11 protein-coding genes and 1 pseudogene are annotated in these 13,805 nt (G+C 69.9%); 7 read left to right on the top strand and 5 right to left on the bottom strand.

Going from position 1 to position 13,805, the window contains the following annotated elements:
- Positions 1-6 precede the first annotated feature (6 nt).
- Positions 7-942, bottom strand: coding sequence for an RNA polymerase sigma factor SigJ (gene sigJ / locus ABT294_RS14760; RefSeq protein ID WP_350806047.1), 936 nt, complete (start codon positions 940-942; stop codon positions 7-9).
- A gap of 173 nt (positions 943-1,115) precedes the next feature.
- On the opposite strand from sigJ, the gene ABT294_RS14755 reads away from it, so the two are divergent.
- Positions 1,116-1,943, top strand: a complete 828-nt coding sequence (locus ABT294_RS14755) for a pentapeptide repeat-containing protein (RefSeq protein ID WP_350806046.1) — start codon at positions 1,116-1,118, stop codon at positions 1,941-1,943.
- Positions 1,944-2,053: 110 nt separating this feature from the next.
- Positions 2,054-2,191 (top strand): hypothetical protein, encoded by a 138-nt coding sequence (locus ABT294_RS14750; protein WP_350806044.1) that lies wholly within the window; start codon positions 2,054-2,056, stop codon positions 2,189-2,191.
- A 221-nt stretch (positions 2,192-2,412) separates the two neighbouring features.
- On the opposite strand, the gene ABT294_RS14745 is transcribed toward ABT294_RS14750, so the two are convergent.
- Positions 2,413-3,525, bottom strand: a complete 1,113-nt coding sequence (locus tag ABT294_RS14745) for a Gfo/Idh/MocA family protein (protein WP_350806043.1) — start codon at positions 3,523-3,525, stop codon at positions 2,413-2,415.
- Positions 3,510-4,178: a ThuA domain-containing protein gene (locus ABT294_RS14740; protein WP_350806041.1), complete on the bottom strand. Its 669-nt coding sequence runs from the start codon at positions 4,176-4,178 to the stop codon at positions 3,510-3,512. The genes ABT294_RS14745 and ABT294_RS14740 overlap by 16 nt, the downstream gene beginning before the upstream one ends.
- A 168-nt stretch (positions 4,179-4,346) precedes the next feature.
- Here ABT294_RS14740 and ABT294_RS14735 point away from each other — a divergent pair, with 168 nt between their 5' ends.
- Positions 4,347-5,381: a substrate-binding domain-containing protein gene (locus tag ABT294_RS14735; protein WP_350806040.1), complete on the top strand. Its 1,035-nt coding sequence runs from the start codon at positions 4,347-4,349 to the stop codon at positions 5,379-5,381.
- Positions 5,382-6,023: 642 nt separating this feature from the next.
- Entirely contained in the window at positions 6,024-7,658 is a 1,635-nt protein-coding gene (gene ctaD, locus ABT294_RS14730) for an aa3-type cytochrome oxidase subunit I (RefSeq protein WP_350806208.1), read from the top strand.
- A gap of 2 nt (positions 7,659-7,660) precedes the next feature.
- Here ctaD and ABT294_RS14725 read toward each other — a convergent pair whose 3' ends face one another.
- Positions 7,661-8,896 (bottom strand): NAD(P)/FAD-dependent oxidoreductase, encoded by a 1,236-nt coding sequence (locus ABT294_RS14725; protein WP_350806206.1) that lies wholly within the window; start codon positions 8,894-8,896, stop codon positions 7,661-7,663.
- A gap of 65 nt (positions 8,897-8,961) precedes the next feature.
- Positions 8,962-10,167: an acyltransferase family protein gene (locus ABT294_RS14720; protein WP_350806038.1), complete on the bottom strand. Its 1,206-nt coding sequence runs from the start codon at positions 10,165-10,167 to the stop codon at positions 8,962-8,964.
- Between the two features lie 582 nt (positions 10,168-10,749).
- Here ABT294_RS14720 and ABT294_RS14715 point away from each other — a divergent pair.
- From ABT294_RS14715 to ABT294_RS14705, 3 genes and pseudogenes are all read left to right on the top strand, one after another.
- Complete coding sequence (locus ABT294_RS14715; protein ID WP_350806037.1) at positions 10,750-11,265, top strand: hypothetical protein; 516 nt, start codon at positions 10,750-10,752, stop codon at positions 11,263-11,265.
- Positions 11,266-11,379: 114 nt separating this feature from the next.
- Positions 11,380-12,276: pseudogene (locus ABT294_RS14710) on the top strand (IS5 family transposase).
- A gap of 236 nt (positions 12,277-12,512) precedes the next feature.
- Entirely contained in the window at positions 12,513-13,721 is a 1,209-nt protein-coding gene (locus ABT294_RS14705) for an MFS transporter (RefSeq protein WP_350806036.1), read from the top strand.
- Positions 13,722-13,805: the final 84 nt, after the last annotated feature.

Raw genomic sequence — 13,805 nt, 5'->3', positions numbered from 1 at the left:
CCCGGCTCACCCCTCCGGGGCTCCGCTGCCCCGGCCGATGCGGGTGAGCTTGTCGGGGTTGGTGACGGCGTAGATGCCGCTCACCCGGCCCCCGTCGGCTGTCAGGTCGAGGACGATGACCGCGTACGGGGTGTCACCCGACAGCAGCAGCGCCGACGGGTCGCCGTTGACCTGCCGGATGCGGATGCCGAGATCCGGGATGGGGCGCCTGGACACGTTCCCGATGATCAGGCGGGCCACCTTGTCGCTGCCGTGGACCGGCCAGAGCCCCGCCGCGGGCGCCTTGCCGCCGCCGTCGGCCCACATGGTCACGTCCGGCGCCAGGATCTCCATCAGCGCGTTGATGTCGCCGCCGACGACCGCGGCCAGGAACCGCTCGGTCGCCTCCCGCTTGAGGCGCGGATCGGCCTGATAGCGCGGACGCCGGGCCTGGACGTGCTCCCGTGCCCGGTGCGCGACCTGCCTGACCGCCGCGGGGCTCCGCTCGAGGATGCCGGCGATCTCGCTGAGGGCGTACCCGAACACCTCGTGCAGCACGAACACGGCGCGCTCCAGCGGGGTGAGCGTCTCCAGCACCACGAGCAGCGCCATCGACACCGACTCGGCCCGCACGACCGCATCCCCGGCGTCACCCGCGACGGGCTCGCCTCCCGGCGGGGTGAGGAGCGGTTCCGGCAGCCAGGGCCCGACGTACTCCTCCTTGCGGCGGCTGATGCCGGCCTGCCTGGCCAGCGCCCGGTTCACCGCCACCCGCACCAGGTAGGCGCGCGGGTTGTCGATCCGCTCGCCGGAACGCGCCCGGGGCGTCCACGCCAGCCACGTCTCCTGCAGGACGTCCTCCGTGTCGGCGACGCTGCCCAGCATGGTGTAGACGATGGAGAACAACAGCTCACGGTGGTCGACGAAGATCCGCGTCGCCCCTTCCCCCGATATATCGGACATGGGCGCTCCTCCTACCGCAGACGTCACGATCACCTCATGAGAGCGGCGTAGACCCCAGAGTGTGACATGCCCCCGAAAAGATATGCGGCGCGCCGCCCGCACCGGCGTCCTCGCGTCTGGCAGTAACCTCGGAGGTCAGGAGAGCCGTCCGCAACGCACGAGGGGACCACACGGTGGCAGCTACGCACGGATCCGACAGCGCCGCGCTCAGCCTGCGAGCCGACTGCGCGAGCTGCTTCGGCCTGTGCTGCGTCGCGCTGCCCTTCTCCGCCTCGGCCGACTTCGCGATCGACAAGGACGCGGGCCGCCCCTGCCCCAACCTGCGGACCGACTTCCGCTGCGGCATCCACCAGGACCTCAGGGAGCGGGGTTTCCCCGGCTGTGTCGTCTACGACTGCTTCGGCGCGGGCCAGCAGGTGTCGCAGGTGACCTTCGCCGGGCAGGACTGGCGGCGCTTCCCGGAGGCCGCCGGCCAGATGTTCAAGGTGTTCCCGGTCGTCCGGCAGCTGCACGAGCTGCTCTGGTACCTGACCGAGGCGCTGTCGCTGCGGCCGGCCGCCGGGCTGCACCCCGAGATCCGGGCCCGGCGCGACGAGGTCGAAGCTCTCACGCACGGCTCCCCCGACTCCCTCCTCGAACTGAACGTCCCCGCGCTCCGCCAGGAGGTCAACGAGCTGCTGCTGCGCACGAGCGAGCTGGTCCGGGCCGGAACCGGGGGCCGCAGGAAGGAGCGCAGGGGCGCCGACCTCATCGGCGCCAAGCTCAGGGCCGCCGACCTGCGCGGGGCCAACCTGAGAGGCGCCTACCTCATCGGCGCCGATCTCAGAGGGGCCGACCTCAGGCTGGCCGACCTCATCGGAGCCGACCTGCGCGGCGCCGACCTCGGCGGGGCCGACCTGACCGGCTGCATCTTCCTCACGCAGTCGCAGCTGAACGCCGCGAAGGGCGACTCGGCCACCAAGCTGCCGCCCGCGCTCACCCGCCCGGCCCACTGGGGCTAGCCCCGTTTTCCGCGCATGGGCGATCTTCAGCGGACCCGGCACGTGCACGGAGGCCCCTCAAGCAGGTCTTCCTAGTCGAACGCCACTTCTATGACCTGCGCTGGAAGCCCTTGCCGAGGGCCGCGGTGCTGGACGTCACCAACCTGCCCGCGACGCTGGTCAGCCCACGTCGCCTGGCCGAGCTGGTCTGGGGCGAGTGGTCGTGCCGTAGCCGGCGACGACGTCGCCTCGCGATCACGGACACGTAGCGTTACGGCATCACGATCTTTGTGCCAGAGCCATTTGTGATGGCCACCAGCCGAGAGAACCCAAGACCATCTACCCGGGCATCCTCGTGGCCGTTGACACCGCTCATCATCAGCGTCGATCACGTGGAGGAAGTCGTGATCGCGACGCTGGAGGAGATGCCCAAGAATGCCACGCACTGGTCATGGAAGTTGACCGCGGAACGCAGTGGCGCTCGCACTTACTACTGGCTCGGCGCCGGACCGAATCCGTGTTCGTTCAGTGGTACGAGCGGTGGCACCTCGCATCGGCTCCGCACGTCCAGCGTGGTGCGTCTGTCCGCCGCCTCCAGCAACGTGTACGAGCAGTCGAGGACATGGTAGGCGAGGTCGGCGGAGGCCCGATGGGGCCGACCCTCACGGATCGCCCGGGCCATCTCCGCGAGACCGAACCCTCGGCGTGCCCCGACATATCCCGCGGACGGCGGGAGCACGCGCCAACCGCCGCTGCCAGGGTTCCACATCTCGCAGTCGCCGTCGAAGCGGTTCGGATCCGGGACCACGAGCGACCCCGCGCTGCCGTGGACCTCGATATGGGACGCCTTCGAGGCCGCCACGTCGAAGCTCATGATCAGGGTCGTCAGCGCGCCGTTCTCGTGCTCCAGGATGCCGGTGACGTGCGTGTCGACGCTCGTCTCGAATGCCGTGCCCGCTCGCGGACCCGTCGCGATCGTCCGTAACGGGCGAGGTCTGCCGCCGAAGCCCGCGACGGACCTCACCGGTCCGAGCAGGTGGACGAGGGCCGACAGATAGTAGGGGCCCATGTCGAGCAGGGGCCCGCCACCGGGCAAGTAGTAGAACTCGGGGTCGGGGTGCCAGCGTTCGTGGCCGAAGCCGACCATGGTCGCCGTCGCCGAGGTCGGCGTCCCGATCAGACCGTCCTCGATGGTCCTGCGCGCGGTCTGGACGCCGGTGCCGAGCACCGTGTCCGGCGCGCACCCGACGCGCAGCCGAGCCCTGTTCCCCGCCTCGACCACCGCCGCCGCGTCGGCCGGGTTCGCCGCGAGCGGCTTCTCGCCGTACACGTGCTTGCCCACGGCGAGCGCCGCCAGCGCGACCTCCGCGTGGGCTCCAGGCGTTGTCAGGTTCAGGACGACGTCGATCTCCTCATCGGCCAGCAGTTCGTCCAGCGTGACGGATCTCGATCCGGGCATTGTCTCCACCGCGGCGAGGGCGCGTCGCCGGTCGCGGTCGCTCACGGCGACCACTCTCAGGTCGGGCAGGGCACCGAGCGTATTCAGATACGCGCCGCTGATGTTTCCGGCACCGACCACGCCGACGTTCAACGGCTCGCCCACAGCAGGCCCCTCTCGATGATGGTGCGGATCTCAGGCACGTCGAGCGTGGGCGGCTGGTGGCCGGGAGTGCAGACGAAGACGCGGCCCGCTCCCCAACGCCTGGTCCAGACGGCGGGGAAGGTGACCGGCGCGCCCCACGGGTCGCCCTCACGGACCGGCACGGTGGTCGTGGCCAGTACCTCGCTGTGAGGGTCGGACAGCACCCAGTACTGCTCATCCTCGACGGTGACGGACGCGGGCAGACCCCTGACGATCTCGTGATCGCTCCGGGCGGGCACGACATCGACGGTGTAACGATGGACGCCGCCGGGATGAGCCGCGAACTGGGCGCCCGTGAGCTGGAGATACTCAGTCGACGCGCGGAACGAGTCGACGATCCCGCCGTGCCATCCGGCGAGTCCGACACCGGACTCGACGGCGCCGCGCAGTCCCCGCGCATGGTCCCGGTCGAGCGAACCCATCGTCCAGCACTGGAGGATCAGGTCGGTCCCGGCCAGGAGCGCCGCGTCCGTGTAGCTGTCGAGGTCCTCGGAGACGATGACCTCGTATCCGTGCTCCTTCAGGAACGGGATGAAGCGTTCGGTGGCGTCGGTCGGGAAGTGGCCGTCCCAGCCACCGCGGACGACGAGCGCCCGTTTCCGTGGTTCAGGCATCGAGGTCCTCCCGGTTCCGCTTCGAAGATCGTTCGGCATGCTTTTCTCTTCATAGTTGCGCAACTTCTTCTGCCGCACGCAGCTGTATTGGCAAGCTACCTCAGGCTGCCTCTATGCCACCAGGGCGAAAAGTTGCGCAACATCGCCGGGGTCTTGCATGCTGGAGGCGTGAAACAGCGCGCGTGGCGCAGGCCGCCGGGATCACCGACGCTCACCCAGATCGCCCGAGCCGCGGGCGTACCCGTCACCGTCGTGTCGAAGGTGCTGAACGGGCGGAGCGACGTCTCGCCGGCCGTCCGCGAGTCCGTCGCGGCCCGTCTCCATGAGGCTGGATACACGCTGACGGTTCCGGAGGGAGCCTCGGCGCTGGACGGTCTGGTCGACCTGGTCGTCTCCGGCGTCCAGGGAACCTGGGCGAACGTCATGCTCTCGGGGATCGAGCGGGCGCTGTCGAGGACGGGTCACGACGTGGTCGTCGTGGTCGCCCGAGAAGCGGAACCGGACGCGCGCGACTGGGTGCGGCGCCTGATCGCCCGGGGCAGCCGGGGGGCGGTGATCGCACTCGTCACACCGACGGCCGCGCAGCATCGCCGGCTGGCCGCGGCCGGAGTCCACCTGGTCGCGCTGGACCCGCACAGGCCGCTGCCCACCGGGATCCCGACGGTGGGCGCGACCAACTGGACCGGCGGCCGGCAGGCCGCGGAGCATCTCATCACTCTGGGACACACGCGCGTCGCCGCGATCGGAGGCGTGGCGCATCACCGCTACAGTCAGGCACGCCTCGACGGATTCCGTTCGGTCCTTGCGGCCCATGGTCTCGATGAGAGTTCCACCGAACTGGTGCGCCACGGGAACTGGAGCCGTCGGGGAGCGGCCGAGGCGGCCAGGGAACTGCTGGAACTCCCGAACGCGCCGACGGCCGTCTTCGCGTGCTCCGACCGCATGGCGCTCGGGATCTTCGATGCGGCAGCCGAACTAGGGCTGCGGATTCCGCGCGATCTCAGCGTCGTGGGGTTCGACGACCTTCCAGAGGCGTGCTGGCTCAGTCCGGCGCTCACCACGGTTCGTCAACCGGTGTGTGAGATGGCCGAGTTGGCCGCCGACACGCTCCTGCGTCTGATGGCCGGCGAAGCGGTCCGGGCTCCCCGCGTCGAGCTCGAGACGCGGTTGATCGAGCGCGGGAGTACGTCGTCGCCCCTGTGATCGCGCCCGTCGCCGGTGGTCACCGGTGCTGCCCGGCGACCACCGGCGAGACCGACGTCGGAGCTCTGCGCGGAGTCCGTGAGGGTGCGCCGAACCCCTGTCAGCCCTATGGCCGGCCCACTTCTGGCCGCTCGCGAAGTACGCGGCCACCTTCGGGTCCACGGGAGCGACGTCAATGACTCGTCCCCCGTCCCGCAGCGAAGCGGTGGCCGCGTGGCTGGCGGCCACCGCTTCGCGGGTCGCGACGATCCTGGCGACGATGGCGTCGCGGTGCCGGTCCATCACGGGCCAGTCGATGATGTGGACGGCTCATAGCCGTCCCCTGTGAACTCGACGGTCAGAGTGTGCTCCCCGGATCCGAGCGCGAACGGCGCCTGGGCAAGGTGTGGGCGCCGTACCCGATCTCCCAGTTGCTCCCCCGATGGCGGCGCCGTCGCTTGACCTCTATAGCTGGTCGCCGCTGTTGAGGCGGTCCAGTCCCCCCTAGCCGACTGGTCACTCCCCAGCCAATCCGTGGGGCTATTCCGACCCTACAGCGGGTAGTCATGCGCGTACGGCATGCGTTCGCGTCATCGCGCTGCCGCCAGCGTGGGCGGAGGGGGAATCCAGGTGACCATCCACAGGCCGTCGGCCGGCGAGCCGCTGACCGCGCCGGCTCCGCCTCGCCGGATCCGGACGATCATCGCCGACTGGGCGTCGTCGACGGATCACAAGGTGATCGGCTACCTGTACATGATCACCTCGTTCGGGTTCTTCCTCGTCGCCGGCCTCATGGCCATGGTGATCAGGGCCGAACTGCTCGAGCCGGGCCTGCAGCTGGTCAGCGCGCAGCAGTACAACCAGCTGTTCACCATGCACGGCGCCCTCATGTTGCTGCTGTTCGCCACCCCGCTGTTCGCCGGCTTCGCCAACGTGGTCATGCCGCTGCAGATCGGCTCGCCCGACGTGGCCTTCCCCCGGCTCAACATGGTGAGCTACTGGCTGTTCCTGTTCGGCGGGCTCATCGTGCTGAGCGGCTTCGCCGTCAGCAGCGGCGCCGCCGACTTCGGCTGGTTCGCCTACACCCCGCTGTCGACGGCCATCTACTCGCCGGGCATCGGCGGCGATCTGTGGATCATGGGTCTGGTGATGAGCGGGCTGGGCACGATCCTCGGCTCGGTGAACTTCTTCACCACGATCATCGCGATGCGCGCGCCCGGCATGACGATGTTCCGGCTGCCGCTGTTCACCTGGACCGTGCTGCTGACCAGCATGATGGTGCTGCTGGCCTTCCCCGTGCTCGCGGCCGCGCTGCTCGTGCTGGAGTCGGACCGCAAGCTCGGCACGCACGTCTTCGACGCCGCCAACGGCGGCCCGATGATCTGGCAGCACCTGTTCTGGTTCTTCGGCCACCCGGAGGTCTACATCATCGCGCTGCCGTTCTTCGGCATCATCAGCGAGGTCATCCCGGTGTTCAGCCGCAAGCCGCTCTTCGGCTACATCGGCCTGGTCGCCGCCACGATCGCGATCGCCGGGTTGTCGATGACGGTGTGGGCGCACCACATGTTCGCGACCGGGCAGGTGCTGCTGCCGTTCTTCTCGTTCATGACGTTCCTCATCGCCGTGCCGACCGGGGTGAAGTTCTTCAACTGGGTCGGCACGATGTGGCGAGGCCACCTGAGTTTCGAGACGCCGATGATGTTCGCGATCGGCTTCATGGCGACGTTCCTGCTCGGCGGGCTGACGGGGGTGATCCTGGCCTCGCCGCCGCTGGACTTCCACATCAGTGACACCTACTTCGTGGTCGCGCACTTCCACTACGTGGTGTTCGGCACCGTGGTGTTCGCCATGTTCTCCGGCTTCTACTTCTGGTGGCCCAAGATGACCGGCCGGATGCTGCACGACGGCATCGGCAAGATCCACTTCTGGATGCTGTTCGTCGGCTTCCACACCACGTTCCTGGTGCAGCACTGGCTGGGGGTGCTCGGCTTCCCGCGCCGCTACGCCGACTACAGCGCGGTCGACGGCTTCACCACGCTGAACGAGATCTCGTCCGTGGGGGCGTTCCTGCTCGGCGCCTCGACGCTGCCGTTCCTCTTCAACGTCTGGCTCACCGCGCGGCGGGCCCCGCGCGTGACCGTGGACGACCCGTGGGGGTTCGGCAACTCGCTGGAGTGGGCGACGTCCTGCCCGCCGCCCCGGCACAACTTCACCTCGATGCCCGCGATCCGGTCGGAACGTCCCGCGTTCGACCTGCACTACCCGCACGTCCACCACCGCCGCCAGCTGGAGGAGTAGGGTCACTCGGCGACCGAGGCGGCGCTGCGGCGCGGCCCGAAGTACCGCCACAGGAAGCTGATCAGGACGTTCGTCCGGTTCCTGCCGCCCAGCAGGTACGCGATGTGCAGGGCGATCCACGCCAGCCAGGCGAGCAGCCCGTGGAAGGTCCAGCCGTTCGACAGTTGCAGGACCGCCTCGGCCCGGCCGACCGTGGCCATGATGCCGGGGTCGCGGTATCTGAACGGCGCGACCGGGTGACCGTGGGCGGCCGCGAGGATCTGCCTGCCCGCGTGCTTGCCCATCTGGATCGACGGCTGCGCCAGCTGCGGCAGCGGGTCGGGCGGCCCGGCGAGGTCGCCCGCCACGAAGATCTCCGGGTGTTCCCGGACGTTGAGCGCCTCGGAGACCGCGATCCTGCCGCCCTTACCCTGCGGCAGCCCCCAGTGTCCGGCCTCCTTGGGCGCGGCGACGCCGAGCGCCCACACGGTGACGTCGCTCGGCAGGCGGGTGCCGTCGGCCAGGACGACGGCGTCGGGCTCGACGGCCGCGACCGTGCTGCCGAGCCGCAGGTGCACCCCCCGCCTGCTCAGCGCGTGGGCCGCCGCGGCGCGCAGGCGCGGCTTGTACGGCGCGAGCACGTAGTCGAAGCGCTCGACCAGCGTGACGCTCGTCTGCTCGGGGGCGATCTCGGGGTGGGTCAGCGGGATCGTGCGGCGGCGCAGTTCGGCCAGGGTGCCGGCCATCTCGACGCCGGTGGCCCCGCCGCCGATCACCACCACGTGGGTGCTCGGCCGCCTGCCCGTCGCGGTCTCCTCCAGGCACCTCTCCAGGGTCCCGCGCAGGGCGACGGCGTCGGCGACCGAGTAGATCGGCCGGCTGTTCTCCTCCGCGCCCCGCACGCCGATCCAGTTCGTGGTGACGCCGGTGGCCAGCACCAGGTAGTCGTAGTCGAGGCTGGTGCCGTCGTCGAGGTCCATCCGCCGTTCGATGGGGTCCAGCTTGGTCATCGCCGCTCTGCGCGCCCGCACGGTCGGGTACGCGGCGGCGAAGGCCCGGGTCGGGTAGGTGATGTCCCCGGAGCTCATGCCGGCCGTGGCCACCTGGTAGAGCAGGGGCTGGAACGTGGTGTAGGGGTTCCTGTCGACGAGCGTGACCAGGGCGCCGCCGCGGGCCAGCTCGCGGGTCGCGTTGAGGCCGGCGAAGCCCGCCCCCAGCACCACGACGTGCGGCCTGCCTGATCGCCATCGCTGATCCATCACCAGCTGCCCCTTTCGGCGATTGCTGTCATGGATGTATCGCACCGTTGGAGGCGCCTAAACACCTAGGCCCGCATGCCGAAGAGAAACCGGGTCACCCACGTGCGCCGTACCAGCAGGTCGTAGGCGAGGAGGGTCAGGACGAGTGACGCCGCCACGATCGCGACGTACTTGACCGCCATCGGCGCGTCCCAGCGGACCACGCCGTAGGCGACCGCCACCACGATCGGCTGGTGCAGGACGTACATCGGCAGCACGGCCGCCGCCAGGTACGCGTACACCCGGCGGGCCCGGCCGCCGCCCGGCTTCCCGCCCCGCTCCCTGGTCGTCCGGCGGCGGTCGAGCAGGCCCAGGATCGCCACTAGCCAGCTCCATCCGGCGGCCCCGTACAGGGTGCGCGCGCCGATGGCGAGCGGCGTCAGGTCCGTGAACGGGTCGCCGCCCGCGACCAGGAAGGCCGGCATGCCCACCGCCACCAGGGCCACGCCCACCACGGCGGCGGGCGCCGCGTCACGCCGCATCGCCGCCCGGAACCGCTCGTCGGTGACCAGGGCGAACCCGTACAGGAAGAACAGCAGGTAGGCCCAGCGGCTCCAGGCCGCGAACCCCTCCTCCAGCCCCGCCAGCGCGCTCAGGACCGCGACGGGGACGGCCGGCAGCAGCACACCGCCCCGCCGCCCCGCCAGCGCCCCGGCCAGCCGCCCGCGAATCCGGCGGGCGCTCTCCCGGGGCAGCCAGCGGACCAGCGGGGCCAGCAGGAGCGAGAACGCGAGCAGCAGCACCACGAACCACAGGTGACCGGTCTCGAAGTACTCGCCGCGCAGGACGAACGGGAAGTTGGACAGGTCCACGTGGACGCGGAAGAAGCGCGGCAGGAACTCCAGATACGACTCGAGGTGTCCGGGCTCGCCGCGCAACCGTAACCACTGCGGCACCGGGATGATCGTGATCGTCGCGAACACCAGCGGCACCCCCAGCCGCCGCAGCCGCTCCACGGCGAACCCGCCGGGGCCGCGCCGGCGCATCGAGTGCCACGAGCCCAGCCCCGCGACCACGAAGAGCAGCGGCATCGCCCAGATCACACCCAGCCCTGCGAGGACCGTGGTGACGCCGGTGGTCTCGGCGTTCTTCACGTAGTAGTCGTCCCGGGTGTCGAAGACCAGGGCCGAGTGGAAGAAGACCAGCCCGACCACCACCAGGGTGCGGAGCGCGTCCAGTTCCGGCCGCCGTTCGGGCTGCGCGGCCCGTGGCCGTTCGATGTCCGCCGTCATCCCACCGCCTCCGCCGAGTCCGCCGTTTGCGACCAGTGTCGGGCTTGCCGGGTTCGCGCGCCATAGGGACCGGCACCTGACTCAGTAGCTTCGGCCGAAGAACCAACAGATACGCCTCTGGCCTGCATTGATAGGCAGGGCTCAGGTCTGCCCCACCAGCCCGGGATCTCTGCATAAGCGCAGGTGAGAGGCGTATCTGTTGGATCCTGCGCCATTACTACCGGGCCCCGTGACGCCCAGACGCGTGCCTGTGTGGGCGATCTCGGCGCGGACGGAAGTGGTGAGGAATCCGTGCGCCGGGTCCTGCGGCAGCCAACAGGCCAAACGCGGTGATCCGCCCTGGTGGGACGGCGGCGGTCACCCCGTCGAGTGCCGTCGTAACGGCGCGGCCGCGCATCCGGCGGACGACCAGCCGCTGACCACAGCGAGGAAATCGACCTCCAGCCGAACCCTTCAGCCAATCAGATCAAGATCGAGAAAGATCGGGGCTAGGCCGTGTTTCATAAGCTTTCCAACCTTGATCGCCGGCTGTTGAAGGTCGGTAGGGTTCCCGGTGTTCACCTGGGCGATCGGGAGGCTGGCATGCACAGTTTCTACATGTTCGAGGGTGCGTTCTGGCAAGGCGGCGGTGGCTGGGAGCACATCGACGTGTGCCGCACTGTGTCGGAGCTCGACGCCGCAGTCTCCTACTACGTTCGCACCGGATCGTGGGCGGCTGGTGCATCTGATTGGTGCGTCGCCAGGGTCTACCGTCACGGGGAGCTCATCCTTGAGAAAGACCTGTATCCCTTCCTGACGGTGAAGGTGCCAGGGCTGACGGCGATTTGTTTTACCGAGGACGCACAAGCCGCCGGTGGCCTGCCGGAGCCCGGAGGGCGGTACGAGGGCATGGGCGAGGGCGCAATCTGGGAAGAGCTGGCCGCGGATGTGTACGAGGCCGCGCTGGAGACTCCCGAGGACATTCAAGCGCGGGTTGACTGGGCCGGCGTCGCCCTGCCTGAGCTGGCCCCTCCGGTGCTGCCGGAAGGATGCGCCGTGGCGATCGGCGAGCGTGAATTTCGATACGGCCGCAACTCCACGTTGGACGGGTGCGTCTGACACAGCGCCGCGTTGTGTATCGCTTGGTCGGTTACGGTGTGTCGTTGATCGTTGAACGAAGAGGTCTCCGGCAGTTGGTTCAACGACCAAGAAGAACGAAATACCGGAGACCTCGTGGCCGGCGTAGTGGTGACGAGGCGGCACGACCTCACCGACGCGCAGTGGGCGGCACTGGAGCCGCATCCGCCTGCCGCATCGGGCAAGGGGCGTCCGCCGAAGTGGAGCAGGCGGCAGTTGATCGACGCGATCCGATGGCGGATCCGGACCGGGGCGCCGTGGCGGGACGTGCCAGCCTGCTACGGCCGCTGGTTCACCGTGTACGGCCTGTTCCGCCGCTGGCAGCGTGCGGGGAACTGGGCCCACATCCTGGCGGCGTTGCAGGCGTGTGCGGACGCCGCCGGGAAGATCGGCTGGACGGTGAGCGTGGACTCCACCATCACCCGGGCTCACCAGCACGCGGCCGGAGCACGCCGACAGGGTCACCTGCAGAAGGAACCGCCCGGCGGGGTGCACGACGAGCCGGGCGACCATGCGCTGGGCCGCTCGCGCGGCGGGCTGACCACCAAGACGCATCTGGCCTGTGAGCAGGGCCGCAAGCTGACCGCTGGGCAGCGGGGCGACAGCCCGCAGCTTATTCCGGTGCTGGGCAAGATCCGGGTGGCCCGCATCGGCGCGGCCGTCCCAGGACCCGTCCGGACCGGGTCCTGGCCGACAAGGCCTACACCAGCAAGGCCAACCGGACTCATCTGCGCCGGCATGGGGTCAAGGCGTGCATTCCGAGCAAGGCCGACCAGGACGCCCACCGCAAGGCCAAGGGATCGAAGGGAGGCCGCCCGCCCGCCTTCGACCCTGCGCTCTACCGGCTGCGCCACGCCGTGGCACGCGGCATCCCTGCTCAAAGGCAACCGCGGCATGGCAACCCGTTACGACAAGCTCGCCGTACGTTACGAAGCCGTCGTCATCATCGCTGCGATCAACCAGTGGCTCAACGCCTTATCAAACACGGCCTAGACATACTGAAGCGCCTTGCCGTCTTGCTAGGGTTATCCCAGTTGCCCGGACCCGCCTTGGCCTGGGCGCCACGTTTCTCCTCCGCTCGGTGTCAGGGCGGCGGCGAGGGCGCGTGTCCCGTCCCGCCGCAGTCATGGACGTCCTCCGGCGGGCCACGGGCCGCACCTTTCTGCATCACTCAGGCGCCGGCGACCCCAGGTGGCTCGCCACGCCGGGCGGCGATGAAGGACACCCTCATGCCCCACGCCGCTACCGGCTACCGTCCGCTGCTGCGCACCCCGGGCGCCGCCGCCTTCTTCCTCACCGCCGCTGTCGGCCGCGTCGGCATCGCCATGACCGGCCTCGGCCTGCTCTGGTTGCTGCACGCCCGCACCGGCTCCTACGGCACCGCCGGCCTGGCCACCGCCGGATTCGCCCTCGCCGAGGCCCTGATCGGCCCGCATGTAGCCCGTCTGGTCGACCGGTTCGGCCAGACCCGCGTCCTGCCGTTCTCCCTTCTCGCCCATGGCGCCGCCATCACCGGCGTCCTTGCATCCACCACCCCCGCCGCCGCGATCAGCGCCGCCACCTGCGCCGGCGCGGTCGTTCCCCAGCTCGGCGCCCTGTCCGCAGCCCGCTGGGCCCACCTGCTGCGCGGCGAACGGGCCGACGAACTGCCCACCGCCTTCTCCCTGGAATCCCTGGCCAACGCCGCCGCCTTCCTCCTCGGGCCAGTCCTGGTCACCTCGCTCGGCGCGGTCGGCGACGCGACCCTCGCCAGCACCATTGCCGCGGCCCTGATCCTCGGCGGCGGAGGGGCGCTGGCCGCCCAGGGCCGCACCGCGCCCCCGCCCGCCCACGAGCACGCCGAACACGCCCGCACCAGACGGACCCTGCTGCAGCCGGCCTTCCTCCTCCTCGCCCTGCTCAACCTGGCCATCGGACTGTACTTCGGAACCATGGGAGTCTCTATCAGCTCCTTCGCCATCAGCCATGCGATTCCCGGCACGGCCGCGCCGATCATCGCCGCCTCCAGCCTCAGCGGGCTGCTCTCCGGCTGGCTCTACGGGCTGCGACGGCACCCCACCCCACCACACCGCCAACTCATCATCGCCACCACCTATCTGACAGGCACGGCACTGCTGCTTCCCCTCGCGCCCTCCGCCGTCTGGCTCGGCGCGGCTGTGGTGGTCACGGAAGCGGCGATACCGCCCACACTCGTCCTGCTGAACGTCCTCACGGAAAAGGCCGTCCATCCAGCCGTCCTCACCCAGGCCTTCACCTGGAACAACTCTGCCAGTGCGGCCGGCTCGGCACTGGCGGCGTCCCTCGCCGGGCGCGCCGCCGACGCGTGGGGGGCCTCCGCCGCCCTCGCGCAGGCTCCCGCGGCCGGGCTCGTCCTCCTCGTCCTCTCGCTCGTCCTGTCACTTGTCGCTCGGCGGCCGGGAGGGGCCCGAGAACGTTGACCTGTGGCTGGTGTTGCTCGCGCGGAGTGATGCGTCCAAGGAGGTGGAGCTCTTGGTCCTGCGTCACGAAGTCGCGGTGTTACG

Origin of the sequence: Nonomuraea sp. NPDC000554 (genome assembly GCF_040300065.1) — a bacterium.
In the GTDB taxonomy this organism is placed as follows: Bacteria; Actinomycetota; Actinomycetes; order Streptosporangiales; family Streptosporangiaceae; genus Nonomuraea.
This window is presented reverse-complemented; position numbering and strand designations above follow the sequence as displayed.